This is a genomic window from Pseudomonas sp. lyk4-R2A-10 (genome assembly GCF_030209075.1).
Classification (GTDB): domain Bacteria; phylum Pseudomonadota; class Gammaproteobacteria; order Pseudomonadales; family Pseudomonadaceae; genus Aquipseudomonas; species Aquipseudomonas glycinae.
Genome location: NZ_JARVSR010000016.1, coordinates 189,826 through 215,355 on the forward strand (window position 1 = coordinate 189,826; position 25,530 = coordinate 215,355).

A 25,530-nucleotide genomic window follows, 5' to 3' on the forward strand; every position below is an offset into this window, starting at 1 on the left:
TTTTCATGAACGATTAATGAACGTCAGGCAGCGCGTTGTCCCCCGGCCACCGCCGCAGAAGCTGCCAGCATCGCCCGCAGCAACACCGCACACCCGGCCGCCAGATCGTCCGGCGCGGCGTTTTCGATTTCGTTATGGCTGATGCCGCCTTCGCACGGCACGAAGATCATCCCGGCCGGGCCCAGTTCGGCGAGGAAGATTGCGTCATGGCCAGCGCCGCTGACGATATCCATATGCGACAGGCCCAGACCTTTGGCGGCGCCGCGCACGGCTTCGACACAGCCTTTTTCAAAGTACAGCGGCGGGAAGTCGGCAGTCGGGGTCAGTTCATAGGTCAAGCCGTGCTCCTCGCAGGTGGCTTCGATAACTTGCCTGACCTCGGCGATCATCGAGTCGAGACGCGCCGGCTCCAGATGCCGGAAGTCGAGAGTCATGCGCACTTCGCCGGGGATGACGTTGCGCGAACCCGGATAGGCTTGCAGGCAACCGACCGTGCCGCAAGCGTGGGGTTGATGGCCGAGCGCCGCGCGATTGACCGCGCCGACGATCACCGCAGCGCCGACCAGTGCGTCCTTGCGCAGGTGCATCGGGGTCGGGCCGGCGTGGGCTTCGACACCGCGCAGTTTCAGGTCGAACCACTTCTGCCCCAGAGCGCCGAGCACTACGCCGATGGTTTTCTGTTCGTCCTCAAGGATCGGTCCTTGTTCGATGTGCGCTTCGAAATAGGCGCCGACCTTGTGCCCGCTGACCTTGCGCGGCCCGGCGTAGCCGATGGCGTTCAGCGCTTCGCCGACCGTCACGCCGTCGGCATCGACCTTGGCCAGGGTTTCTTCGAGGGTGAATTTTTCGGCGAACACGCCGGAGCCCATCATGCATGGGGCGAAGCGCGAGCCTTCTTCGTTGGTCCAGACCACCACTTCCAGCGGTGCCTCGGTTTCCACGCCGAGGTCGTTGAGAGTGCGCAGCACTTCGACCCCGGCCAGCACGCCGAAGCAACCGTCGAACTTGCCGCCGGTGGGCTGAGTGTCGATGTGGCTGCCGGTCATCACCGGTGGCAGGTTCGGGTTACGCCCGGGGCGACGGGCGAAGATGTTGCCGACTTCATCGACCGTGACGCTGCAACCGGCGTCCTTGCACCACTGCACGAACAGGTCACGGGCCTGGCGGTCGAGGTCGGTCAGGGCCAGGCGACAGACTCCGCCCTTGACCGTCGCGCCGAGTTTGGCCAGTTCCATGAGCGACGCCCACAAACGGTCGCGGTTGATGTGCTGATGGGTCGATTGCAGAACGTCTACGGCTGCGTTCATGGGGATCTCCTCAGGCAGTTCTTATGGGAATTACAACGGCGATTTGACGGCCACCGGCTGCGCACGCATCGCGCACAACCCGTAATAGATCAACCCGCCCAGCGCCGAGCCGGTGAACCAGCCGTAGCTGTAGAACCAGCTGAATGCGCTGCTGCCCAGCGACAGCAGGGTCAGCACCACCGGCACGCCGAAGGCGATGAACCCGGACCAGTTCCACGCCGGGTACACGTCGTCGCGGTACAGGCCGGCCAGGTCCAGTTGCTGTTTCTTGATCAGGAAATAGTCCACCACCATGATCCCGGCAATCGGCCCGAGCAGGCTGGAATAGCCCAGCAGCCAGTTCGAATACACGGTTTCCAGACTGACATCGGAGACGATCAGGCCGAGCTTCTTCAGCAGCTCATGGCCCATCAGTGCCAGCCCGACGAACCCGGTGAGGATTACCGCTTTGGTACGGTTGATCACCTTGGGCGCGATGTTCTGGAAGTCGTTGGTTGGCGAAACAATGTTGGCGGCGGTGTTGGTCGACAGCGTGGCGATGATGATCAGCGCCATGGCCACCGCGACCCACACCGGGCTCTGGATATGGCCGATCAACGTCACCGGATCGGAGACGCTGACGCCCACCAGTTTCACCGAAGCGGCGGTCATCACCACGCCCAGTGCGGCAAACAGGAACATGGTCAGCGGCAGACCGAAAATCTGCCCGAGGATCTGATCCTTCTGGCTGCGGGCATAGCGGCTGAAGTCGGGAATGTTCAGCGACAGGGTGGCCCAGAAACCGACCATCGCCGTCAGCCCGGCGGCGAAGTAACTGACCACGCTCGCACCTTCGGGACGCTTCGGCGGAATCGCCAGCAATTCAGTCATCGACACATTCGGCATGGCCCACACCAACAGCCCGATGCCGACCGCCACCAGCAGCGGTGCCGACAGGGTTTCCAGCCATTTGATCGACTCGGCGCCGCGGATCACCACCCACAGGTTGAGCGCCCAGAAGACCATGAAACCGATCACCTCCCCCGTCCCGCCGAGGGATTTCCAGCCGTCGAACACCGACCCGAGAAACAGGTGAATCGCCAGCCCGCCGAACATGGTCTGAATGCCGAACCAGCCGCACGCCACCAGCGCCCGGATCAGGCACGGCACGTTGGAGCCGAGAATCCCGAACGACGATCGCAGCAGCACCGGAAACGGAATCCCGTACTTGGTGCCGGGAAACGCATTGAGCGTGAGAGGAATCAGGACGATGACGTTGGCAAACAGAATCGCCAGCAAGGCTTCGCCGACGCTCAGGCCGAAATACGCGGTGAGCACGCCGCCGAGGGTGTAGGTCGGCACGCAGATCGACATGCCGACCCACAGCGCGGTGATGTGCCACTTATTCCAGGTTCGTTCGCGCACCTTGGTCGGTGCCATGTCGTGGTTGTAACGGGGACTGTCGAGGACGTCGCTGCCGGCTTCGAGTTCGAACAAGCCGTCGCGCTCGGTCACTTGCGATCTGTTCTGTTGCATGGCCGCTCCACTGTTCTTCTGATTATTTTTTTGCTCATCAGGCGGCTGCACACGCAGGTGCGAGCCGGACGATGGCCGGAGGAACTGACAACTTTCATGCACCGGCCATGGTGTCAGCGGCGGCATCAATAAACGTGCCGGGGGAACCGCCTGGCGCCAGGGCCGTGCTTTGATCTTGTTGTAACTGACTGATGTTTATCAGTTTTAATTATTCACCTGTTCAGGCCGCGAAAACTTGACTGAACACTCAGGCCAAATGCCAGGCAAGTTGTCCGAACTGTCAGGACTCAATCTGGTGCACTGCATTATTTTTCTTCAGGACGCCTCACTCTCCGCTCAACTTCAAGCGGCTGATTTCACATAGGAAATCTTGCTCATATTTCCATCCTGTCAAGTGCGTCAAAATGGTGAAGCGCCTCACCATTTTGGTGATTTTGTATTTTTATCGTTATTTTTCAACGACTTAAAACAGTCATAAGCTTATAAAAAATAATCTTGATCAATTGCTTAACTGCGACTAGCGTCTATTCCTGACAGCGCTGACAAGATTACGCATTTGGCGCTGCAGACAATAAAACACTAGAACCGACACAAGTCGGTCATGCCTGCGAGGAACTCGGAATGTCTCTGTTGATCCGTGGCGCCACCATTGTTACCCATGATGAAAGTTACCGCGCCGATGTCTATTGCGCTGACGGCGTGATCAAAGCCATTGGTGAAAACCTGGATATTCCCGCCGGCGCCGAAGTGCTCGACGGCAGCGGACAATACCTGATGCCCGGCGGCATCGATCCGCACACCCACATGCAACTCCCGTTCATGGGCACCGTGGCCAGCGAAGACTTCTACAGCGGCACCGCCGCAGGCCTGGCCGGAGGCACCACTTCGATCATCGATTTCGTGATTCCCAATCCGCAGCAGTCACTGCTCGAAGCGTTTCACCAGTGGCGTGGCTGGGCGGAAAAATCCGCGTCCGACTACGGCTTCCACGTCGCGATTACCTGGTGGAGTGAGCAGGTGCGTGAGGAAATGGCCGAGCTGGTCAGCCATCACGGGATCAACAGCTTCAAGCATTTCATGGCTTACAAGAACGCGATCATGGCCGCCGACGACACGCTGGTGGCGAGCTTCGAGCGCTGCCTGGAACTCGGCGCGGTGCCGACCGTGCACGCAGAAAACGGCGAGCTGGTCTATCACCTGCAACGCAAGTTGATGGCCCAGGGCATCACCGGGCCGGAAGCGCATCCGCTGTCGCGGCCCTCGCAGGTCGAAGGCGAAGCCGCGAGCCGGGCAATCCGGATCGCTGAAACCATCGGCACGCCGCTGTACCTGGTGCACGTCTCGACCAAGGAAGCCCTCGACGAAATCACCTATGCCCGCAGCAAGGGCCAACCGGTTTACGGCGAAGTGCTGGCCGGGCATCTGCTGCTGGACGACAGTGTCTATCAGCATCCGGACTGGCAGACCGCCGCCGGTTATGTGATGAGCCCGCCGTTCCGTCCGCGCGGGCATCAGGATGCGCTGTGGCATGGTTTGCAGAGCGGCAATCTGCACACCACCGCCACCGACCATTGCTGCTTCTGCGCCGAGCAGAAAGCCGCCGGCCGCGACGACTTCAGCAAGATCCCCAACGGCACTGCCGGCATCGAAGACCGCATGGCGGTGTTGTGGGATGAAGGGGTGAATTCGGGGCGATTGTCGATGCAGGACTTCGTCGCCCTCACCTCCACCAACACTGCAAAGATCTTCAACCTCTACCCGCGCAAGGGCGCGATCCGCGTCGGCGCCGATGCCGACCTGGTGCTGTGGGACCCGCAAGGCACCCGCACCATCTCCGCCAAGACCCACCATCAGCAGGTGGACTTCAACATCTTCGAAGGCAAGACCGTGACCGGTGTGCCGAGCCATACCGTCAGCCAGGGCCGGGTGGTCTGGGCCGACGGTGACCTGCGCGCCGAGCGTGGGGCGGGCCGGTATATCGAACGGCCGGCGTATCCGGCGGTGTTTGATTTGCTGAGCAAGCGGGCTGAGCAACATAAGCCTACTGCTGTGAAACGCTGAAAGCGGCCTTCGGCCTCATCGCGGGCAAGCCCGCTCCCACAGGTTTTATGCGCGCCGTAGATCCCTGTGGGAGCTGGCTTGCCAGCGATGAGGCCAGTTCAGACACCACAAAAAACCACTGCCCGACAGAGGCAGAAAACCTCAATTAACCGTGAGGCAAAAACCGTGATCGAGACCCTGAACCATCTCCCGCACCCGCAAGAAAGTGCGGCCGCCCTCGCCGGCCATTTCACCGATCTGGCGCCACCGCTCAACGACCGTCAGGCGCATCTGGAAGCCTCGCGCTGCCTGTATTGCTACGACGCGCCGTGCGTGAATGCATGCCCGAGCGAGATCGACATTCCGTCGTTCATCCGCAATATCCATCAGGACAACGTGCCCGGCGCGGCGCAGAAAATCCTCTCGGCGAACATCCTCGGCGGCAGTTGCGCGCGGGTCTGTCCGACCGAAATCCTCTGCCAGCAAGCCTGCGTGCGCAACAACGCCCACGAATGCGCACCGGTACTGATCGGCCTGCTGCAGCGCTACGCCGTGGACAACGCGAACTTTACCGAGCATCCGTTCCAGCGCGCCGCCGCAACCGGCAAACGCATCGCGGTGGTCGGTGCCGGCCCGGCGGGTTTGTCCTGCGCGCATCGCAGCGCCATGCACGGTCACGAGGTGGTGATTTTCGAAGCACGGGAGAAGGCTGGCGGGCTCAACGAATACGGGATCGCCAAATACAAACTGGTGGATGACTACGCGCAGAAGGAGCTGGATTTCCTCCTGCAGATCGGCGGCATCGAAATCCGTCACGGCCAGAAACTCGGTGAGAATCTGACCCTCAGCGAACTGCATCAACAGTTCGACGCGGTGTTCCTCGGCCTCGGCCTGAACGCGAGCAAGCAACTCGGCCTGCCCCACGAAGACGCCCCCGGCCTGCTCGCCGCCACCGACTACATCCGCGAACTGCGCCAGGCCGATGACCTGTCGCAACTGCCGCTGGCCGAACGTTGCATCGTCCTCGGTGCCGGCAATACCGCCATCGACATGGCCGTGCAAATGGCCCGCCTCGGCGCCCGCGACGTCAATCTGGTCTATCGCCGTGGCGCGGCAGACATGGGCGCCACCGGCCATGAGCAGGACATCGCCAAGGCCAATCAGGTGCGGTTGCTGACATGGGCGCAACCGGACGAAGTGCTGCTCGACGCGCAAGGCAAGGTTCGTGGCATGCGTTTCGCCCGTACGCATCTGGTGGACGGTCGCCTGCAAACCACGGGCGAGACTTTCGAGCTGGCCGCCGATGCGATCTTCAAAGCCATCGGCCAGGCCTTCGACGGCAGCGCCCTCGCCGACCCGCTGGCCCGCGAACTCAAGCGTCAGGGCGAACGCATCCAGGTCGATGAAAACCTGCGCACCAGCATCCCCGGCGTGTACGCAGGCGGCGACTGCACCAGCCTCGATCAGGACCTGACCGTGCAAGCGGTGCAACACGGCAAGCGCGCCGCCGAGGCGATCAACGCTCAACTGATGCTCAACGTGGAGGCTGCGTAAATGGCCGATCTCTCGATAGTCTTCGCCGGTATCAAAGCCCCCAACCCGTTCTGGCTGGCCTCCGCGCCGCCGACCGACAAGGCCTACAACGTGGTGCGCGCCTTCGAGGCCGGCTGGGGCGGCGTGGTCTGGAAAACCCTGGGTGAAGACCCGGCGGCGGTCAACGTGTCGTCGCGTTATTCGGCGCATTACGGCGCCAACCGCGAAGTGATGGGCATCAACAACATCGAACTGATCACCGACCGCTCGCTGGAAATCAACCTGCGGGAAATCACCCAGGTGAAAAAGGACTGGCCGGATCGCGCGCTGATCGTGTCGCTGATGGTGCCGTGCGTCGAAGAGTCGTGGAAACACATCCTGCCACTGGTGGAAGCCACCGGCGCCGATGGCATCGAACTGAATTTCGGCTGCCCCCACGGCATGCCCGAGCGCGGCATGGGCGCGGCGGTCGGTCAGGTGCCGGAGTACGTCGAGCAGGTTACGCGCTGGTGCAAGACCTATTGCTCGCTGCCGGTGATCGTCAAACTCACACCGAACATCACCGACATCCGCGTCGCCGCCCGCGCCGCACACCGGGGCGGCGCCGATGCGGTGTCGCTGATCAACACCATCAACTCGATCACCAGCGTCGACCTCGAACACATGGTCGCCCTGCCCACCGTCGGCAGCAAAAGCACCCACGGCGGTTATTGCGGCTCGGCGGTCAAGCCGATCGCGCTGAACATGGTCGCGGAAATCGCCCGTGACCCGCAGACCCAGGGCCTGCCGATCTGCGGCATTGGCGGCATTGGCAGCTGGCGTGACGCGGCGGAGTTCATCGCACTGGGCAGCGGCGCGGTGCAAGTGTGCACGGCGGCGATGCTGCACGGCTTCCGGATTGTCGATGAGATGAAGGATGGCCTGTCGCGGTGGATGGACAGTCAGGGTTACGCCAGCATTGCCGAGTTTTCCGGGCGCGCGGTGGGCAACACCACGGACTGGAAGTATTTGGACATCAACTATCAGGTCATCGCGAAGATCGATCAGGAAGCGTGTATCGGATGCGGGCGTTGCCACATTGCCTGCGAAGACACTTCACACCAGGCGATCAGCAGTCTGAAACAGGCCGATGGCACGCATAAATATGAAGTGATCGATGATGAGTGTGTGGGGTGCAATCTGTGCCAGATCACCTGTCCGGTGGCGGACTGCATCGAGATGGTGCCGATGGAAACGGGCAAGCCGTTTCTGGACTGGAATCATGATCCGCGCAATCCCTATCACGTCAGCCCTTGAATGATCGTTCCCACGTCGAGGCGTCGAACCGTCCGCGTGGGAATGCAGCCCGGGACGCTCTGCGTCCCACTGGAACGCGGAGCGTCCCTTGAGGCATTCCCACGCAGAGCGTGGGAACGATCAGTTACGGTTCTAATCCGATCCCTCGCAAAATCACACTCGTCACCGTCTGCACCGCCCGCTCGAACTGCATGTCCGACAACGGCTGGTGCTCATTCAGAATATTCACCTGATGATCAAAGTCCGCATAGTGCTGCGTCGAGGCCCAGATCATGTACAGCAGGCTCGACGGCTCCACCGGCAGAATCCGCTTGTCCTCGACCCACTGGCGGATCTTCGCCTCTTTCATCTTCGCCCAGTCATACAGGCTCACATCCAGCGCCTCGCCGAGGGTCGGGGCGCCGTGGATGATTTCGTTGGCCCAGACTTTCGACCCGTAAGGCCGGCTGCGCGAGTGGTTCATCTTGGCGCGGATGTAGCTGCTGAGCACCACGCGCGGATCGTCGAACATCTCGAAGCACAGCGCGTCCTGCTTCCACACTTCCAGCAGGTCGAACAGCACCGCGCTGTACAGCTCGCTCTTGGTCGAGAAGTAGTAATGCAGGTTGGAACGCGGCAGCTGCACTTCAGCGGCGATGTCCGCCATGGCGGTGCCGCCGAAACCTTTTTCGGCGAAGACTTTTTCCGCCGCCAGCAGGATTTTGTCGACGTTGGTGCGGCGGATTTCGATCTTGTGATTGCCCATGAGGGCTCCCTGAAGACAACGTTGTTGAAGACTAGCATCCGCTCTGGGCACGGGGCGACAGCCGAGAACGATTCTTCACACACTTGGGCTTTTTTCTGGTTTAGGATCGCCCTCCTTCTCCCCGTCAGACACTGAAGGATCTGTCCATGGCCATTCGAAAGCGCGTCGCTGCGGATGATCCGCAGCTCGCCGCACTGTGGGAGCGCTCGGTCCGCGCCACCCACGATTTCCTCCCGGAAGACGACATTCACCGGCTGTTCCCGCTGGTCCGTGACGCCTACCTGCCTGCACTGGATGTCTGGGTCTTCGAGAACCCCGACCACTCCCCGGCAGGCTTCATCGCCACCGATGACGACACCGTGCAGATGCTGTTCATCGACCCGGCTCAGCGTGGCCAGGGGATCGGCCGCCGCTTGCTCGACCATGTCCGCCGCCCGCTGCTGAAGGTCGACGTCAATGAACAGAACCCGCAGGCCCACGGTTTCTACCGGCACTACGGCTTCGAAGACATCGGCCGCTCGGCACTCGACGGCGAAGGCCGGCCGTTTCCGGTCATTCACATGCGCCTGAAAGCCCTGTGATCCACGTCCTATACTCAGCCCGCCATTTCACTGAAAGGAATCGTTCCATGTCGATGAAAAAACTGTTCACCGCTGGCGCGCTGCTAGCCTCGCTGATCGTCACTTCCCAGGCCTTCGCCCACGCCCATCTGAAAAGCCAGACCCCGGCCGCCGACAGCACCGTCGCCGCACCGGCGGATCTGCGCCTGGTGTTTTCCGAAGGCGTCGAAGCCAGCTTCACCAAAGTCACCGTGACCCACGACGGCAAGCCGGTGGCGGTCAAACCGCTGACCACTGAAGGCGACAAAAAAACCCTGATCATCACCCCCGAAGCACCGCTGACCGCTGGCGAGTACAAGGTCGAATGGCACGCGGTGTCGGTCGACACGCACAAGAGCGAAGGCGCCTATCAGTTCAAGGTTGGCCAGTAATTCATGAGCGAAGCGCTGGTGCTGTGCCGGTTCCTGCATTTCATCGTGGTATTGATGCTGTTCGGGGCCTGGCTGTTCCGGCCGCTGCTGCTCAAGGGTGAAGCGCCGGCGCTGGATCGGCGGCTGGCGCAACTGTCCCGCTGGCTGGTGGCAATTGCCCTGGCCAGCGGCGTCTGTTGGGCGTTGTTGATTACCGCCAGCATGGCCGGTTCGGCGGCGGCCGCGTTTGATCCGGCCACCGTCGAGCTAGTGCTGGGGCACACGTTTTTCGGTCAGGTCTGGCGCTGGCATCTGTTGATCAACGCCTTGTTGCTGGCCTTGCTGTTTACGCCTTGGCATTCAAACCGGCCATTGCGACTGGGCCTGAGCGCGCTGTTGCTGATGACGCTGGCACCGGTCGGACACGGCGCGATGCTCGACGGCTTCAGCGGGCAGATGCTGATCCTCAATCAGGTCATTCACCTGACGTGCGTCGGCGCCTGGCTCGGCGGTCTGCCGATGCTGGTGATGATCCTGCGCCAACCTGACAAAAACATTCGCGAAATCCTGCGGCGATTCAGTGGGCTCGGTTACGGGCTGGTCGCCGGCCTGCTGATCACCGGGTTGATCAACGTGCGCGTGCTCACCGGCCAGTGGTGGCCGACACCGCTGTTCTCGGGATTCGCCCTGATCCTGCTGATCAAGGCGCTGCTGGTGTTCGGCATGCTTGCACTGGCACTGTTCAATCGCCTGCGGATCAACGATTGCGAACAGCGGATCGACACCCTCAAGCGCAGCGTCATGCTCGAATGGCTGCTGGGGATCGGCGCCGTGGCGGCGGTGTCCGTGCTCGGCACCCTGCCGCCAATGATCGCTGCCTGAGGTCAGTGTTTCTGGGTGTCGCCCGCCGCCGTATCAATGCTGACCACCACCGACATCCCCGGCCGTAAACGCTCGCTCTCCTGCTGATCAGGATCGATGGTAATGCGCACCGGCACACGCTGGGCGATCTTCACGAAGTTGCCGGTGGCGTTGTCGGCCTGCAACAACGCGAACTCGGAACCGGTGCCCGGAGAGATGTGCTGAACGTGGCCGGTGAATTTACGGTGGTTCAAGGCATCGACGGTGAAGCTCGCCGGCTGCCCCACGCGCACGTTGTCCATCTGGGTCTCCTTGAGGTTGGCGATTACCCATTTCTGGTTCGGCACCAGCGCCATCAACTGCGCCCCAGAGTTGACGTAGGCGCCGAGGCGCACGCCGATCTGCCCGAGCTGTCCGTCACGCGGGGCGATGATCCGGGTGTTGGACAAGTCGATCCGCGCCAACTGCACCGCCGCCTCGGCACTGGCCACCGCCGCCTCCAGCGAACCGCGATTGACGATCACCGTTTGCAGATCCTGCCGGGCGATTTCCAGATTGGCCTTGGCCTGCGCCACCGCTGCAATGCTTTGCGCGTTGGCGGCCAGCGCTACGTCCATCTCGCGTTTGGACACGGAGCCGTCATTGACCAGCGCTTTGTTGCGTCGCAAGTCAGCCTCGCTTTTGCGCAACTGCGCTTCGCTGTCGGCCACCACCGCCTGCCGCAGTTTTATCGTGGCTTCGGCGCTGTTGCGCTGCTGCACCACGTTGGCCAGCGAAGCCTTCTGCACCGCCAGTTGTGCCAGCGACTGGTCGAGGCGTTGCTGATAGATGCGGTCATCGAGACGTACCAGCAAATCGCCCTCCTTCACAAACTGAAAGTCCTGTACCGGCACCTCAAACACATAGCCACTGAGCTGCGGGCCGATGATCGTCACCTGCCCGCGCACCAGGGCGTTTTCAGTGGTCTCCACCGCGCTGCTGAACGGCGGCAACTGCCAGGCATAGAGCACGATCAGCACACCGACGATGGCGACCCCGGCAAAGCCCAGCGACGAGATGATCCGCACCCGCAACGACCGCGGCTCGGTATTCGGTGATGACGGCGGCGCCACGCCTTCAGGGGTGGCGGCGATGGCATTGGTGGTTGTGGTGGTCGGTTCGGTCATGAAGAGGTGGCACCGCTGGAAGGTACGGAAGATGTCGGGGCGACGGCTCGGGTGGTGCTGATCAGCCACAGCGCACGGATGGAAATCCAGATCATGGTCAGGATCGCGATCACCGCGATCAGCATGAACACATCGTTATAGGCCAGCACGTTGGCTTCGCGGGTGGCGGCGTTGGCCAGGCTGCGAATGCCTTGCAGATTGCGCAGGCTCGGGTCGGCAATCACGGAGCCAACCGCCGACCCGCCGCTCTGCACCCGGGCGGCGACACGCGGGTCGGACATCACCAGTTGCTCGACGATGTGGCTGGAATGAAACTTCTCGCGCACGATCTGGAACGTCCCCAGCAACGCCGCGCCGATCAGGCCGCCGAGGTTGTTGCAGATCCCGAACAACACCGAAAAACTCACGAGGTTGCGCGGATTGGTCAGCACGTTGCGCGTGCCCAGCACCATGGTCGGGCCGAGGAAGAAGGTACTGCCGAACGCCAGCAGAAACTGGCTGAAATACAGGTTTGCGGGGCGGGTCAGGTTGTTCGATGAGCTGTCCATGATCGAGCCGGTGGCCATCAACGCCAGCGAAACGATCAGCGGCATCAGCAGGTGTTTCGGGTCGATGGTCAGCGCACTGGTCAGCAGCCCGGCGACGCTGCCGATCAGCATCACCACATACAGGCTATGAAGCTGCTGGCTGCTCATGTTCAGGTTTTGCATGAAGCCCACGGCGCCGGTGGATTGCTCCGAGGTCACCATGCGAATCAGGATCACCGCCAGCGCCAGGCGGATCATTACCCCGCTGCCGAGCCAGCGGGTCATCAGCATCGGATTGCTGCGGTTATGTTCGATGGCCAGCCCCGCGAGAATCAGGACAATCGATGCGGCCAAGGCGATGCCGATCCAGTCGGCCTCCAGCCACCAGTCGATCCGGCCCAGGGACAACACGGCGCACAACAGGGCCACGCCACTGGCAAGGATCGCAAAGGTCAGGAAGTCGAGGGGTTCGAAGGTCTTGAAGCGGTCACCCGGCGGCAGTTTGAGCAACAAGACGCAGCCCAGCGACAGCAACGCCATGCCCAATTCAAACAGGTACAGGCCGCGCCATTCGGCGATCTGCAGCAGGTCTTCGGAAAACAATCGCGCCAGTGGCAAGGCCAGCTGTGAGGTGCCGAGGCCCAACACCAGCGCCTTCATCCGCCATTTGGCCGGGAACGCCTGCACCATGTAATACAGGCCCAGCGAACTGAGCGCCGCGCCGACCATGCCGTGGGCTGCACGCACCGCGATCGCCGAATTCAGGTCATTGACAAACAGATGGCCGAAGGTCACCAGCGCATACAGCACCAGAAACACCTCGGTGAACGCCCGCAGGCCGAACTGCTGACGAAACTTCACCAGCAGCAGGTTCATCGACACGTTGGTCATCACGTACGCCGCCGGCAGCCAGGCCATCTCCGCCGTGGTCGCCCCGAGCGCGCCTTGCAGGTAAGGCAGGTTGGCGACCACCAGCGCATTGCCCAGACCACCGGTCACCGCGACAAGCACGCCCACCAGCGCATAAGCCAGGCGCTTGGGGTTGGAATGCAGCGGCGTCGAGGGGGAACCGGGCAGACTGGGCTTCTCGTGCGGCTGCCAGTTGCGCGGGGCGTATTGATCCATTGAAAGGCCTTGTCTGTTAGTCGCTCAAGTGTGCCGCAAATCCTGGCCAAACACCTATCCAGTGTGGGAGCGAGCTTGCTCGCTTCCACAAAGGAATTTTGGGTGGATTCGTAAATTCTGTTTAAAAGACATCTCGCCCGCAGCGGATTTTTCCCAAGCGTAGCGGATGCCAACCTTGCAGCACTTCTCAACCTGCAAGGTGCCCGATATGACCACTCCCCGCTGGCAACGCTCCCCGCGTCTGCTGAAAAACCTGCTGGCCGCCGCGCTGATGCTGCCCGCCCTCGCCTTCGCTCAGGAACGCCCGTGGCCGGATGGCTCGCAACTGGTGATTTCGGTGTCGATGCAGTTCGAAACCGGCGGCCAGCCCGAGGGCGCCGAAAGTCCGTTCTCCGGCACACCGCTGCCAAAAGGCTATCCGGACCTGCCGGCGCAGACCTGGTTCGATTACGGCTACAAGGAAGGCCTGTGGCGCATGCTCGATCTGTGGGATCGCACCGGCATCAAAGTCACCTCCCATGTGGTCGGCGAGGCGGCGCTCAAGCACCCGGAACTGGCCAAGGCAATCGCCGAGCGCGGTCATGAACTGGCGGCCCACGGCATGCGCTGGGCCGATTCGTACAACATGAACTACGCCCAGGAAAAACAGTTCATCGGCGACGGTGTCGCAGCGGTGGAGAAAATCACCGGCCAGCGCTCGGTCGGCTACAACGCCAACTGGCTGCGCCGCAGCCCCAATACGCTGAAGGTGCTGCAGGATCTGAATTTCACCTACCACATTGACGACGTCAGCCGTGACGAGCCGTTTGTGACCATGGTTCGCGGGCGTAAATTTGCCGTGGTGCCATACACCCTGCGCAACAACGACATCGTGCTGGTTGAGGGTCGGCACTTCTCCGCCGAGCAGTTCTATCAGCAACTGGTGCTGGAATTCGATCGCCTCTACGCCGAAGGCGCGAGCAAGCGGCGGATGATGTCGGTGAGTCTGCACGATCGCATCGGCGGTACTCCGGCGATGGTCGAAGCCATGGAGCGCTTCATCCGGTACGCCCAGTCGCATTCGAAGGTGAGTTTCATGCGCAAGGATCAGATCGCCCAGATCGTGCTGACCGAAAAAAATCCCCTGATCGATAACACTGAAGCGCTCTACAACCAGTAAACGTGCCGAAAGCAGCCCTCTTCACAGCGCTTTGAGGGCTGCCCGCTCACCCAAAGTCATCGTACGACGCCCTGTTGACATTTCCGGAAAACCTCGCAAATATCCGCAACCATGTTGTACGACGACGTATAACAAATAATAAAAACAACAAATGAAACAGGGAGCGTCACAGTGAGCACACTCGTCTGCAATTCCGTCCGCACGTCCCGTTTTTCTATCCCCCGCCCGCGTTCCACCCTAAGCCTGATCGGTTGCAGCAGTCTGGCCCTCTTCTTGCCGATGAGCGCCGATGCCGAGGGCTTCATCGAAGACAGTAAAGCCACGCTGAACCTGCGCAACGCCTACTTCAATCGCAACTTCGTCAACCCCAACTACCCACAGGGCAAGGCTGAAGAGTGGACACAGAACTTCATCCTCGACGCCAAATCCGGTTTCACTCAGGGCACGGTCGGCTTTGGCCTGGACGTGCTGGGCATGTATTCGCAGAAGCTCGATGGCGGCAAAGGCACCGGCGGTACGCAACTGCTACCGATCCACGATGACGGGCGCCCGGCGGACAATTTCGGGCGCCTGGGTGTAGCGCTCAAGGCCAAGGTGTCGAAGACCGAATTGAAGGTGGGTGAATGGATGCCGGTGCTGCCCATCCTGCGCTCGGATGATGGTCGATCACTGCCCCAGACCTTTCGCGGCGGCCAGATCACGTCTACCGAAATCAATGGCCTGACCCTTTACGGTGGCCAGTTCCGCGGCAACAGCCCACGCAACGATGCCAGCATGGAGGACATGTCGATGAACGGCCGCGGCGCCTTCACCTCCGACCGCTTCAACTTCGGCGGCGGCGAATACACCTTCAACGATAAGCGCACGCTCGTCGGTGTGTGGTACGCCGAACTCAGCGGCATCTACCAGCAGCAGTATTTCAACCTCAACCACAGCCAGCCACTGGGCGACTGGACACTCGGCGCCAACCTCGGTTTCTTCACCGGCAAGGAGGACGGCAGCGCCCAGGCCGGCGACCTCGACAACAAAACCGCGTTCGCCATGCTTTCGGCCAGATACGGCGGCAACACGTTCTACATCGGCTTGCAAAAGCTCAGCGGCGACGATGCCTGGATGCGCGTCAACGGCACCAGCGGCGGCACCCTGGCCAACGACAGCTACAACGCCAGTTACGACAACGCGAAGGAGCGCTCCTGGCAGATTCGCCACGACTACAACTTCGTCGTCCTCGGCGTCCCCGGCTTGACGTTGATGAACCGCTACATCAGCGGCGACAACGTGCACACCGGCACCATCACCGATGGCAAGGAATGGGGTCGCGAATCGGAACTGGCCTACACCGTGCAGAGCGGCCCGCTGAAGAACCTCAACGTCAAATGGCGCAACGCGACGATTCGCCGGGACTTCAGCACCAATGAATTCGACGAGAACCGGATCTTCATCAGCTACCCGATTTCCTTGCTGTAGACCCGAACATGGCATGAGCGGAAGGTGAATCAGCCTTCCGTCATTTACACCGAAAGTCGCGTTGACAAGTTCCGGAAACCCTACCGATACTTCAGCGCAGTCATACGACAACCTACAACAAACCTAATAACAACGTGTAAGGGATTGCCATGACGTCCACCTCCACCGCCCCAACTCCGTTCAATCGCCTGCTGCTGACCGGCGCCGCCGGTGGCCTGGGCAAAGTCTTGCGCGAACGTCTGCGCCCCTACGCCAATGTGTTGCGCTTGTCGGACATCGCCGCCCTCGCCCCGGCCATCGATGACCGGGAAGAAGTCGTGCTCTGCGACCTCGCCGACAAAGCTGCCGTGCATCAGCTGGTCGAAGGCGTGGATGCGATCCTGCACTTCGGTGGCGTCTCGGTGGAGCGCCCCTTCGAAGAAATCCTCGGCGCCAACATCTGCGGCGTATTCCATATCTATGAAGCGGCACGCCGCCACGGCGTCAAACGGGTGATCTTCGCCAGCTCCAACCATGTCATCGGCTTCTACAAACAGGACGAACACCTCGACGCCAGCTCCGCTCGCCGCCCCGACGGCTACTACGGTCTGTCCAAGTCCTACGGCGAAGACATGGCCAGTTTCTACTTCGATCGCTATGGCATCGAAACTGTCAGCATCCGCATCGGCTCGTCGTTTCCCGAACCACAGAACCGCCGAATGATGCACACCTGGCTGAGCTTCGACGACCTCACCCAATTGCTCGAACGTTCGCTGTACACCCCCAACGTCGGCCACACCGTGGTTTATGGCATGTCCGCCAACAAGGACGTGTGGTGGGACAACCGCTTCGCCAGCCACCTCGGCTTCGAGGCCAAAGACACCTCCGAAGTGTTTCGAGACAAGGTCGAAGCGCAGCCGGTGCCCGCCAGCGATGACCCGGCGCGGATCTATCAGGGCGGGGCCTTCGTTGCGGCCGGCCCGTTCGGCGATTGACCGGCGCGATTCACGTCTCCAATAAAACCAAGGGAATGAGTATGCAAGCCGAATTGATCGTCGACGCCCGCAACGCGGTGGGTGAAAGCCCGGTGTGGGTGCCGCAGGAAAATGCGCTCTACTGGGTCGATATCCCCAACGGTGGCCTGCAACGCTGGGATGCCGACACTGGCCATGTTCACGCCTGGAAGGCTCCCGAGATGCTCGCCTGCCTCGCCCGACACAGCCGGGGCGGCTGGGTGGCCGGTATGGAGAGCGGGTTCTTTCAACTGCGCCCCCACAGCGATGGCAGCCTTGACAGCGACCTGCTCGCGACCGTGGAACACAGCCGCCAGGACATGCGCCTGAACGACGGCCGCTGCGACCGTCAGGGCCGGTTCTGGGCCGGCAGCATGGTGCTGAACATGGGCCTGAATCTGCCCGAAGGCCGGCTCTATCGCTACGCCGCCGGGCAAACAGGCGCGATCGAGGCACAGCTTGATGGCTTCATCGTGCCCAACGGTCTGGGCTTCAGTCCGGACGGCAAAACCATGTACCTGTCGGACTCGCACCCGAACGTGCAACTGATCTGGGCCTTCGATTACGACATTGCCAGCGGCACCCCCTCCAACCGACGGGTGTTCGTGGACATGAACCATTTTTACGGCCGTCCCGACGGCGCTGCCGTGGATGCCGATGGCTGCTACTGGATCTGCGCCAACGATGTCGGCCTGATCCACCGGTTCACCCCGGAAGGTCGCCTTGACCGCTCGCTGCCGGTACCGGTGAAAAAACCCACCATGTGCGCCTTCGGTGGCAGCCGGATGGACACCTTGTTCGTGACTTCCATCCGCCCCGCCGACGACCAGGACCTGCATTCGCTGGCCGGCGGCGTGTTCGCCCTCAACCCCGGCGTCAAAGGCCTGCCGGAGCCATTGTTCGACGACCTGCTGTAACCCCCTGCTGCATCGCTGTGCCTTGAACACAAAAATAACAAGACTGGAGAACCCCTCATGGACTTCAAACGCACGTTGCTCGCCGCCGCTCTCCCCCTCGCACTCACCTTCGGCAGCGCCGCCCAGGCGCTGGAAATCAAATTCGCCGACATCCACCCCGCCGGGTATCCGACCGTGGTCGCTGAAGAACAGTTGGGCAAGACCCTGGTTGCCGAAAGTGACGGCAAGCTGACCTTCAAAATGTTTCCCGGCGGCGTGCTCGGCTCGGAAAAGGAAGTGGTCGAGCAGGCTCAGGTCGGCGCCATTCAAATGGCCCGCGTCAGCCTCGGCATCGTCGGCCCGGTGGTGCCGGACGTGAACGTGTTCAACATGCCGTTCGTGTTCCGTGACCAGGCGCACATGCGCAAGATCATCGACGGTGAAATCGGTGACGAGATCCTCGACAAGATCACTCAATCCGAATTCAACCTCGTCGCTCTGGCGTGGATGGACGGCGGCACGCGCAACATCTACACCAAGAAACCGGTGCGCAGCCTTGAAGACCTCAAGGGCATGAAAATCCGTGTGCAGGGCAACCCGATGTTCATCGAAACCATCAACGCCATGGGCGGCAACGGGATCGCCATGGACACCGGCGAAATCTTCAGTGCGCTGCAGACCGGCGTCATCGACGGCGCGGAAAACAACCCACCGACCCTGCTTGAACACAACCACTACCAGAACGCCAAGTTCTACAGCCTGACCGGGCACTTGATTCTGCCCGAACCGATCGTGATGTCGAAAATCACCTGGGACAAACTCACCCCCGATCAGCAGACGCTGGTGAAAAAAGCCGCCAAGGCTGCACAGGCTCAGGAGCGCACGCTGTGGGACGCCAAGTCCGTCAGCAGCGAGGAAAAACTCAAGGCGGCCGGCGTCGAGTTCATCACCGTCGACAAGAAGCCCTTCTATGAGGCCACCGCCTCGATCCGTGAAAAATACGGCGCGCCCTACGCCGACCTGATCAAGCGCATCGAAGCCGTTCAGTAAACCTCCCAGCCCTCTGCAAAAGGCCCGGCAGCGCTGACGTCGCCTGATGTCCGCGCGTGCCCGGTTACGGTGGAACCCGATGAAGAATTTGCTGCTGCGCATCAATGACCGGATCTACATGGCCTGCATCTGGGTCGCCGGTCTGTCGGTGCTGACCATTTCCCTGATCATCCCCTGGGGCGTGTTCGCCCGTTACGTCCTCGGCACAGGTTCGAGCTGGCCGGAGCCCACCGCCATTCTGCTGATGATGGTCTTCACCTTCATCGGCGCCGCCGCCAGCTATCGCGCCGGCGCGCACATGGCGGTGGCGATGGTCACCGATCGCCTGCAACCAAAGATGCGCCGAACCATGAGCATTATTTCGCAAGTGCTCATGGGCACCATCTGCCTGTTCATGACCATCTGGGGCACCAAACTGTGCCTATCGACGTGGAACCAGTTCATGAGCGCCCTGCCGACATTGCGGGTCGGCATCACCTACATGCCGATCCCGGTTGGCGGTGCGCTGACGCTGGTTTTCGTACTGGAAAAACTGTTGCTCGGCGATCAAAGCAATCGCCGCGTGGTGCGATTCGACCTGGTTGAAGAAAACGAAGGGGCTGCCTGATGGACGCATTGATTCTGCTGGGCAGTTTTATCGCACTGATCCTGATCGGCATGCCGGTTGCCTATGCCCTCGGGCTGTCGGCGCTGATCGGCGCGTGGTGGATCGACATCCCGTTCCAGGCCTTGATGATTCAGGTGGCGGGCGGGGTGAACAAATTCTCGCTGCTGGCGATTCCGTTCTTCGTGCTGGCCGGCGCGATCATGGCCGAGGGCGGCATGTCTCGGCGGCTGGTGGCGTTCGCCGGGGTCCTAGTGGGGTTCGTGCGGGGCGGCCTGTCGCTGGTCAACATCATGGCCTCGACCTTTTTCGGCGCGATTTCCGGCTCGTCGGTGGCCGACACGGCGTCGGTGGGTTCGGTGCTGATCCCGGAAATGGAGCGCAAGGGCTACCCTCGGGAATTCTCCACAGCGGTCACCGTCAGCGGTTCGGTACAGGCCCTGCTGACCCCGCCGAGTCACAACTCGGTGCTCTACTCGCTGGCGGCCGGCGGCACCGTTTCCATTGCGTCGCTGTTCATGGCCGGCGTGGTGCCGGGCCTGCTGATGAGCGCGTGCCTGATGGTGTTGTGTCTGATTTTTGCGCGCAAACGCGACTACCCCAAGGGCGAAGTGATCCCGCTGCGCGAAGCCCTGAAGATCTGCGGCGAAGCCTTGTGGGGCCTGATGGCGATGGTGATCATTCTCGGCGGGATTCTTTCGGGGATCTTCACGGCCACCGAGTCGGCGGCCATCGCCGTGCTGTGGTCGTTTTTCGTCACCATGTTCATCTACCGCGACTACAAATGGAGTGAGCTGCCGAAACTGATGCATCGCACAGTGCGCACCATTTCCATCGTGATGATCCTGATCGGCTTCGCCGCCAGCTTCGGCTACATCATGACCCTGATGCAGATCCCGGCGAAGATCACCACGCTGTTCCTGACCCTGTCCGACAACCGCTACGTGATCCTGATGTGCATCAACGTCATGCTGCTGTTGCTCGGCACCGTAATGGACATGGCACCGCTGATCCTGATCCTCACACCGATCCTGATGCCGGTGATTCTCGGTATCGGCGTCGACCCGGTGCAGTTCGGCATGATCATGCTGGTCAACCTCGGTATCGGCCTGATAACGCCGCCCGTAGGAGCCGTGCTGTTCGTGGGTTCGGCGGTGGGCAAGGTCAGTATCGAAAGCACGGTGAAGGCGCTGCTGCCGTTCTACGCCGTGCTGTTCCTGGTGTTGATGCTGGTGACCTACGTTCCGGCGCTGTCGCTGTGGTTACCGCACCTGGTGTTGTAACGCGATCACTGTGGCGAGGGCGCTTGCTCCCTCGCCACAGGTGTTGTCTCACGCCCGCAGCAACATATAAGCCGCAACCACCAAGCACACACTGGCAAACCCCACCTGCAACGTCCTCGCCGGTACTCGCGCGCAAAGTTGGCGACCGATGATCATGCCGACGATGCTCGCCACAATGAACGCAGCACCCAGGCGATCAATCCGCACCCCCGCGTGAAACGCGCCGATCACGCCGATGGCGGAAATCAGGCTGATGACCATCAGTGAAGTGGCGACGATGCCGCGCATCTGCACATCGGTCAGTTGCTTGAACGCCGGCACGATCAGAAACCCGCCGCCCACCCCCAGCAACCCGGACACCACGCCGGTGACCGCGCCCAGTGCCGCGAGGGTCGCGGTGCATTTGGCGGTCCAGTCGAAACGGCCGGTCTGCTCATTGAGCATGCAGTTCTTCTGGCCCCAACTGGCGTGGCCATGGTCGCTCGGGCCCTCTTGCTGGCGTTCGCGGCGCAGCATGCGCCACGCCACCATCACCATCAGCAGGCTGAACAGGATCATCAGAACCTTTTCCGGCAACTGATGGGCGAAGTAGATGCCCACCGGTGAAAACACCGCGCCGAGCGCCGCGATCAGCAGCGCCGCGCGATAACGCACCAGACCATGGCGCAAGCCATCGATCGCGCCGACCGCCGCTGCGCTGCCAACGGCAAACAACGCCACCGGCGCCGCCTGCGTCATCGTCCAGCCCAGCCCGAGCACCAGCGCCGGTACGGCGAGAATCCCGCCGCCGGCCCCGGTCAGTCCGAGGATCAATCCCATCACCACGCCAAACAGACTTGCCAGCAACATAGCGTGTTCTCAGTCGACCCTGGACAGACGCGTCAGCCATTCGCGGCCCTTGAGCATGCCGTTCCAGTAGAACCACGGCAGCAGCGTCGCCTTCAGCCACCACGCGGAGCGGCGCGGCACGGTCGGGTCGAGGGGAAAGGTCGGCAACAATTTTCCGCCGTAGCCGAACTCGGCGAGGATCACCTTGCCCTTCTCCACCGTCAGCGGGCAGGAGCCGTAGCCGTCGTACTTCAGCGGCAACGCCAGTTCCTTGCGCAGGGCCAGCAGGTTTTCCGCCACCACCACAACCTGCTTGCGCACTGCCGCGGCGGTTTTCGCATTGGTGGTGCCGCAGATATCGCCCAGGGCAAACACTTCGGGATAGCGCGGGTGTTGCAGGGTGTGCGGGTTGACCTCGCACCAGCCGGCGGCGTCGGCCAGCGGACTTTGTGCGATGAAATCCGGTGAAACCTGCGGCGGGACGACGTGCAACAAATCGAAAGTCTTGGCCTGACGGGTAACGTTGCCGTCCGCATCCTTGACGTCGAACCAGGCAGTTTTCGCCGGGCCGTCGACCTTCACCAGATTGGAATTGAATGCCAGCCGCGCGTTGTATTTCTCGATGTACTTCATCAGCGGCGGTACGAAGGTCGGCACGCCGAACAGCGCGGCACCGGCCAGATTGAACTCGACATCGACCTTACTCAGCACGTTGCGCTTGAGCCAGTGATCGCAGGACAGGTACAGCGCCTTTTGCGGCGCGCCGGCACACTTGATCGGGATCGGCGGCTGGGTGAACAGCGCTTTGCCGCCGCCCAGTTTCTGCACCTGATCCCAGGTGTATTGCGCGTGCTGATAGCTGTAGTTGGAGGTGACGCCGTGCTGGCCGAGACTGTCCTGCAGGCCTTCGATCTTCTCCCACGCCAGGCGCAGGCCGGGGCAGACGATCAGGTTCTGATAGGTGATGGTGCGTTGATCGTTGAGGGTGAGACGGCGCTGGTCGGGGTCGATGCCGGTCACGGCGGCCTGAATCCAGGTGGCCTGGCGCGGCATCACCTTGTTCATCGGTCGGGCGGTGTCTTTGGCGTCATAGGCGCCACCGCCGACCAGCGTCCACGCCGGTTGGTAGTAATGCAGGGTGCTCGGCTCGATCACCGTGATTTTCAGGCCGGGATCGCGCTTGAGCAGGCTCGCGACAAAACCGATGCCGGCAGTGCCGCCGCCGATGACCACGATGTCCGCACTGATGGATGGGCCCCAGTGTTGATCGTTCATTGTTTGTTCCTTATGGCTGCACGCAAGGATAGCCGGGTCTATTGCGCCCAGCTTTTGAGCACGGCTCCGCAGTAGAGTCCCGAGAGGGTTTTCATCACCTGGATCACTTCGTGACTGGCGAGACCGTAAAAAATGTACTTGCCTTCACGACGGGTCGCGACCAGCCCTTCATCGCGCAGGATGCCCAGTTGCTGGGACAGGGTCGGCTGACGCACGCCGGTCATTTTCTCCAGTTCGCCGACGTTGCGCTCGCCCTGGGTCAACTGGCACAGGATCAACAGCCGATCCTCGTTGGCCAAGGCCTTGAGCAGCGAACAGGCCTTGGAGGCCGAGGCGCGCAGTTGCGCCACTTCACATTCGGTCAGACTGGATTGCATTTGCAGGATGCCTTCAACGTCACTTAAGCTGCGGACATTATGTGTTTACATAAAGTGTTGCAACTCTGACTTTCCACCTTCTGCACAGGACCGTGTCCATGCCCGCGCTGATTGAAGCTTTCCTCGACCCCGCCTCTTCGACCTACAGCTATGTGGTCTACGAGGCCGATGGCGGGCAATGCGCAATCGTCGATCCGGTGCTCGATTACGACGGGGCCGCCGGCCGCACCTGCACGGCTCAGGCCGACAGGATCATCGCCTTCGTGCATGCCCATCACTTGCAAGTGCAATGGCTGCTGGAAACCCATGCCCACGCCGACCACCTGTCCGCCGCGCCCTACCTGCGCCGGGAACTGGGCGGGAAAATCGCCATTGGCGAATCGATCAGCAAAGTGCAGAACGTGTTCAAGGCGCTGTTCAACCTGGAACCGGAATTTCGCGTCGACGGCTCGCAGTTCGATCATCTGTTCGCGCCGAACGAGTCGTTCCGGATCGGCAATCTCAAGGCCACCGCCCTGCATGTCCCCGGCCACACCCCGGCGGACATGGCCTACTTGATCGACGGCGAACAGATCCTGGTCGGCGACACGCTGTTCATGCCCGACGTCGGCACCGCCCGTTGCGACTTCCCAGGTGGCAACGCCCATCAGTTGTTCAATTCGATTCACAAGCTGCTGGCCTTCCCTGCCAGCGTGAAGCTCTATGTCTGCCACGACTATCCGCCGCAAGGCCGCGACTCGCAGTGCCAGACCACCGTGGGTGAACAGCGCAAAAGCAATATCCATGTGCATGACGGCGTCGATGAGGCCGCGTTTGTCGAGATGCGTACCAAACGGGATGCCGGACTTGGAATGCCGACACTGTTGTTGCCGGCGATTCAGGTGAATGTGCGGGCGGGAAATCTGCCACCGGCGGAAGGCAATGGCGTTGTTTACCTGAAGATCCCTATCAACTCCGTGTAAGAAAAAATCATTGAGGGAACTCAAAACAAGAGTATTCGTACCTGTCACGTCGAATGCCATGAGCTGGGCGTAATCTCCGCGGGCAGGCAGACTTCATTGGGCAATCAACCCATGGAGATTTGGCAATATGGATATTCGCCGTAACCACCGGGATCTGTCCCGGGAAGAGAAATCCGCCTTCATCAACGCAGTCCTCAGGCTGAAAAACAACGTCAACAGCGTGCTGCGTCCCGGTCAGCAAAGCCGTTACGATGACTTCGTTCAGATCCACAAAAACTCAATGGGACGTGGCAATCCGCTCGCACCCAGCCCTCATCAAAGCCCCTTGTTTTATCCGTGGCACCGGGTCCTGATCCGCCAGTTCGAACTGGAGCTGCAGGCCGCCGCCGATGACCCTCGCATCACACTGCCCTACTGGAACTGGCAAATCGGCGGCGCCGACAATCCATTCACCTCGGACTTCATGGGCGGCAACGGTGACAATACCCAGAATCAGCTGGTAACCAGCGGACCCTTTTCCAATAACCAGTCGCCATTCATTGTCTCGGTATGGGACGAGGGTGTCGGTGACGCGGGCTTGCGTCGCAATCTCGGGGCTGCGGGCGCCTTGCCGTCACCAGAAACCGTCATCTCGGCCCTGAACAGAACGTCCTATTGGATGGAGCCGGGCGGTTGGGAAAACTTTTCCGAACGTGAACTGCACAATCCCGTGCATGCCTGGATCGGAGGCAACATGATGGAGGCATCCTCTCCCAATGACCCGATATTCTTCCTGCATCATTGTTATCTGGATCTGCTCTGGGAGCGCTGGAAACACCAGCATCCGAACGTTCCCTCTTTCCCGCAGGAGGAACTGAGCAACTCGACACTGGTCTTTCACCCCGAAAACGAACTCGCTCCGTGGCCTCAAAGCTTCACCATTGAGCAGACTCTTTTTACCGAAGAACTGGGTTATCGATATGAATACCTGTGAACGGCACCGGATTCAGTTGCCCAGCGTCAAACCGTTCGCCGGCAGCGGCAATGCCGTCTTATAGCGCACCTGCTTGAGCGCAAAACTTGACCGAATGTTGGCCACGCCCGGCACCTTGGTCAGAAAGTCCATCATGAAGCGTTCGAGCGACTGAATGGTCGGCACCAGCACCCGGATCAAGTAGTCAGGGTCGCCGGCCATCAGGTAGCACTCCATGACTTCGGGACGATCGGAAATGGCTTCTTCGAAATGCTGCAGCGCTTCCTCTACCTGCTTCTCGAGACTGACGTGGATGAACACGTTGACGTGCAGGCCCAGCAGGTCTGCATCCAGCAGCGTCACCTGCTCGCGGATCAGCCCCAGCTCTTCCATCGCCTTGACCCGGTTGAAGCACGGCGTCGGCGACAGATTGACCGAACGGGCAAGGTCGGCGTTGGTGATGCGCGCGTTCTCCTGAAGGCTGTTGAGAATGCCGATGTCGGTACGGTCCAGTTTGCGCATGAGACAAAACCACCTGTTTTTTATGTTTATGCAGAATTTCTATCTGCAAATGATCTCCAGTGCAACGAAACAGAGAGA

At 61.2% G+C, this 25,530-nt stretch carries 24 protein-coding genes; 15 read left to right on the top strand and 9 right to left on the bottom strand.

Going from position 1 to position 25,530, the window contains the following annotated elements; all coding sequences use genetic code 11:
* Nucleotides 1-23: 23 nt before the first annotated feature.
* Both QRN46_RS26940 and QRN46_RS26945 read right to left on the bottom strand, forming a co-directional pair.
* The gene (locus QRN46_RS26940; protein WP_011334808.1) at nucleotides 24-1,307 is read right to left on the bottom strand and encodes a Zn-dependent hydrolase; all 1,284 of its coding nucleotides are present in this window, start codon (nucleotides 1,305-1,307) and stop codon (nucleotides 24-26) included.
* A 30-nt stretch (nucleotides 1,308-1,337) separates the two neighbouring features.
* Complete coding sequence (locus QRN46_RS26945) at nucleotides 1,338-2,822, bottom strand: NCS1 family nucleobase:cation symporter-1 (protein WP_011334809.1); 1,485 nt, start codon at nucleotides 2,820-2,822, stop codon at nucleotides 1,338-1,340.
* A 621-nt stretch (nucleotides 2,823-3,443) separates the two neighbouring features.
* Between QRN46_RS26945 and hydA the strand changes: the two genes are divergently transcribed.
* The 3 genes from hydA (at nucleotide 3,444) to preA (ending at nucleotide 7,691) form a co-directional block, all read left to right on the top strand.
* Nucleotides 3,444-4,883, top strand: a complete 1,440-nt coding sequence (gene hydA, locus QRN46_RS26950; protein ID WP_011334810.1) for a dihydropyrimidinase — start codon at nucleotides 3,444-3,446, stop codon at nucleotides 4,881-4,883.
* A 165-nt stretch (nucleotides 4,884-5,048) separates the two neighbouring features.
* Nucleotides 5,049-6,416, top strand: coding sequence for an NAD(P)-dependent oxidoreductase (locus tag QRN46_RS26955; RefSeq protein ID WP_041475331.1), 1,368 nt, complete (start codon nucleotides 5,049-5,051; stop codon nucleotides 6,414-6,416).
* Nucleotides 6,417-7,691 carry an NAD-dependent dihydropyrimidine dehydrogenase subunit PreA gene (gene preA / locus QRN46_RS26960; protein ID WP_221614434.1) on the top strand — a complete coding sequence of 425 codons (1,275 nt, stop codon included), beginning with the start codon at nucleotides 6,417-6,419 and terminating at the stop codon, nucleotides 7,689-7,691.
* A 124-nt stretch (nucleotides 7,692-7,815) separates the two neighbouring features.
* Here preA and QRN46_RS26965 read toward each other — a convergent pair whose 3' ends face one another.
* The gene (locus QRN46_RS26965) at nucleotides 7,816-8,436 is read right to left on the bottom strand and encodes a TetR/AcrR family transcriptional regulator (RefSeq protein WP_007952885.1); all 621 of its coding nucleotides are present in this window, start codon (nucleotides 8,434-8,436) and stop codon (nucleotides 7,816-7,818) included.
* 146 nt (nucleotides 8,437-8,582) lie between these two features.
* Between QRN46_RS26965 and QRN46_RS26970 the strand changes: the two genes are divergently transcribed.
* From QRN46_RS26970 to copD, 3 genes are read left to right on the top strand one after another with little or no spacing between them, the layout of a single operon-like run.
* Nucleotides 8,583-9,017: a GNAT family N-acetyltransferase gene (locus QRN46_RS26970; protein WP_011334813.1), complete on the top strand. Its 435-nt coding sequence runs from the start codon at nucleotides 8,583-8,585 to the stop codon at nucleotides 9,015-9,017.
* A 47-nt stretch (nucleotides 9,018-9,064) separates the two neighbouring features.
* On the top strand, nucleotides 9,065-9,427 hold the full coding sequence (gene copC / locus QRN46_RS26975) for a copper homeostasis periplasmic binding protein CopC (RefSeq protein WP_011334814.1): 363 nt from the start codon (nucleotides 9,065-9,067) through the stop codon (nucleotides 9,425-9,427).
* 3 nt (nucleotides 9,428-9,430) lie between these two features.
* Nucleotides 9,431-10,288, top strand: coding sequence for a copper homeostasis membrane protein CopD (gene copD / locus QRN46_RS26980; RefSeq protein ID WP_201820257.1), 858 nt, complete (start codon nucleotides 9,431-9,433; stop codon nucleotides 10,286-10,288).
* 2 nt (nucleotides 10,289-10,290) lie between these two features.
* Here copD and QRN46_RS26985 read toward each other — a convergent pair whose 3' ends face one another.
* Nucleotides 10,291-11,433 (bottom strand): HlyD family secretion protein, encoded by a 1,143-nt coding sequence (locus QRN46_RS26985; protein ID WP_011334816.1) that lies wholly within the window; start codon nucleotides 11,431-11,433, stop codon nucleotides 10,291-10,293.
* A complete protein-coding gene (locus QRN46_RS26990; RefSeq protein ID WP_285358364.1) occupies nucleotides 11,430-13,085 on the bottom strand; it encodes an MFS transporter in 1,656 nt (551 codons plus the stop codon). The genes QRN46_RS26985 and QRN46_RS26990 overlap by 4 nt, the downstream gene beginning before the upstream one ends.
* A gap of 208 nt (nucleotides 13,086-13,293) precedes the next feature.
* On the opposite strand from QRN46_RS26990, the gene QRN46_RS26995 reads away from it, so the two are divergent.
* From QRN46_RS26995 to QRN46_RS27025, 7 genes are all read left to right on the top strand, one after another.
* Nucleotides 13,294-14,244: a polysaccharide deacetylase family protein gene (locus QRN46_RS26995; RefSeq protein WP_221614431.1), complete on the top strand. Its 951-nt coding sequence runs from the start codon at nucleotides 13,294-13,296 to the stop codon at nucleotides 14,242-14,244.
* A 171-nt stretch (nucleotides 14,245-14,415) separates the two neighbouring features.
* Nucleotides 14,416-15,711 carry an OprD family porin gene (locus QRN46_RS27000; RefSeq protein WP_285358366.1) on the top strand — a complete coding sequence of 432 codons (1,296 nt, stop codon included), beginning with the start codon at nucleotides 14,416-14,418 and terminating at the stop codon, nucleotides 15,709-15,711.
* Nucleotides 15,712-15,860: 149 nt separating this feature from the next.
* Nucleotides 15,861-16,685 (top strand): NAD-dependent epimerase/dehydratase family protein, encoded by an 825-nt coding sequence (locus QRN46_RS27005; RefSeq protein WP_011334820.1) that lies wholly within the window; start codon nucleotides 15,861-15,863, stop codon nucleotides 16,683-16,685.
* 41 nt (nucleotides 16,686-16,726) lie between these two features.
* Nucleotides 16,727-17,620 carry an SMP-30/gluconolactonase/LRE family protein gene (locus QRN46_RS27010; protein WP_285358369.1) on the top strand — a complete coding sequence of 298 codons (894 nt, stop codon included), beginning with the start codon at nucleotides 16,727-16,729 and terminating at the stop codon, nucleotides 17,618-17,620.
* Between the two features lie 57 nt (nucleotides 17,621-17,677).
* Nucleotides 17,678-18,649: a TRAP transporter substrate-binding protein gene (locus QRN46_RS27015; protein WP_011334822.1), complete on the top strand. Its 972-nt coding sequence runs from the start codon at nucleotides 17,678-17,680 to the stop codon at nucleotides 18,647-18,649.
* A 79-nt stretch (nucleotides 18,650-18,728) separates the two neighbouring features.
* Complete coding sequence (locus QRN46_RS27020) at nucleotides 18,729-19,256, top strand: TRAP transporter small permease (protein ID WP_201820273.1); 528 nt, start codon at nucleotides 18,729-18,731, stop codon at nucleotides 19,254-19,256.
* Nucleotides 19,256-20,536 (top strand): TRAP transporter large permease, encoded by a 1,281-nt coding sequence (locus tag QRN46_RS27025; protein ID WP_011334824.1) that lies wholly within the window; start codon nucleotides 19,256-19,258, stop codon nucleotides 20,534-20,536. The genes QRN46_RS27020 and QRN46_RS27025 overlap by 1 nt, the downstream gene beginning before the upstream one ends.
* A 48-nt stretch (nucleotides 20,537-20,584) precedes the next feature.
* Here the strand turns inward: QRN46_RS27025 and QRN46_RS27030 are convergent, their stop codons facing one another.
* From QRN46_RS27030 to QRN46_RS27040, 3 genes are read right to left on the bottom strand one after another with little or no spacing between them, the layout of a single operon-like run.
* Nucleotides 20,585-21,385, bottom strand: coding sequence for a sulfite exporter TauE/SafE family protein (locus QRN46_RS27030; protein ID WP_221614427.1), 801 nt, complete (start codon nucleotides 21,383-21,385; stop codon nucleotides 20,585-20,587).
* Between the two features lie 9 nt (nucleotides 21,386-21,394).
* The gene (locus QRN46_RS27035) at nucleotides 21,395-22,639 is read right to left on the bottom strand and encodes an NAD(P)/FAD-dependent oxidoreductase (protein ID WP_285358376.1); all 1,245 of its coding nucleotides are present in this window, start codon (nucleotides 22,637-22,639) and stop codon (nucleotides 21,395-21,397) included.
* A gap of 38 nt (nucleotides 22,640-22,677) precedes the next feature.
* On the bottom strand, nucleotides 22,678-23,016 hold the full coding sequence (locus QRN46_RS27040) for an ArsR/SmtB family transcription factor (protein WP_007952897.1): 339 nt from the start codon (nucleotides 23,014-23,016) through the stop codon (nucleotides 22,678-22,680).
* Nucleotides 23,017-23,114: 98 nt separating this feature from the next.
* Between QRN46_RS27040 and QRN46_RS27045 the strand changes: the two genes are divergently transcribed.
* Both QRN46_RS27045 and QRN46_RS27050 read left to right on the top strand, forming a co-directional pair.
* On the top strand, nucleotides 23,115-23,978 hold the full coding sequence (locus tag QRN46_RS27045) for an MBL fold metallo-hydrolase (RefSeq protein ID WP_011334827.1): 864 nt from the start codon (nucleotides 23,115-23,117) through the stop codon (nucleotides 23,976-23,978).
* Nucleotides 23,979-24,105: 127 nt separating this feature from the next.
* Complete coding sequence (locus QRN46_RS27050) at nucleotides 24,106-24,951, top strand: tyrosinase family protein (protein ID WP_011334828.1); 846 nt, start codon at nucleotides 24,106-24,108, stop codon at nucleotides 24,949-24,951.
* 12 nt (nucleotides 24,952-24,963) lie between these two features.
* Here the strand turns inward: QRN46_RS27050 and bkdR are convergent, their stop codons facing one another.
* The gene (gene bkdR, locus QRN46_RS27055) at nucleotides 24,964-25,452 is read right to left on the bottom strand and encodes a Bkd operon transcriptional regulator BkdR (protein ID WP_007915088.1); all 489 of its coding nucleotides are present in this window, start codon (nucleotides 25,450-25,452) and stop codon (nucleotides 24,964-24,966) included.
* Nucleotides 25,453-25,530: the final 78 nt, after the last annotated feature.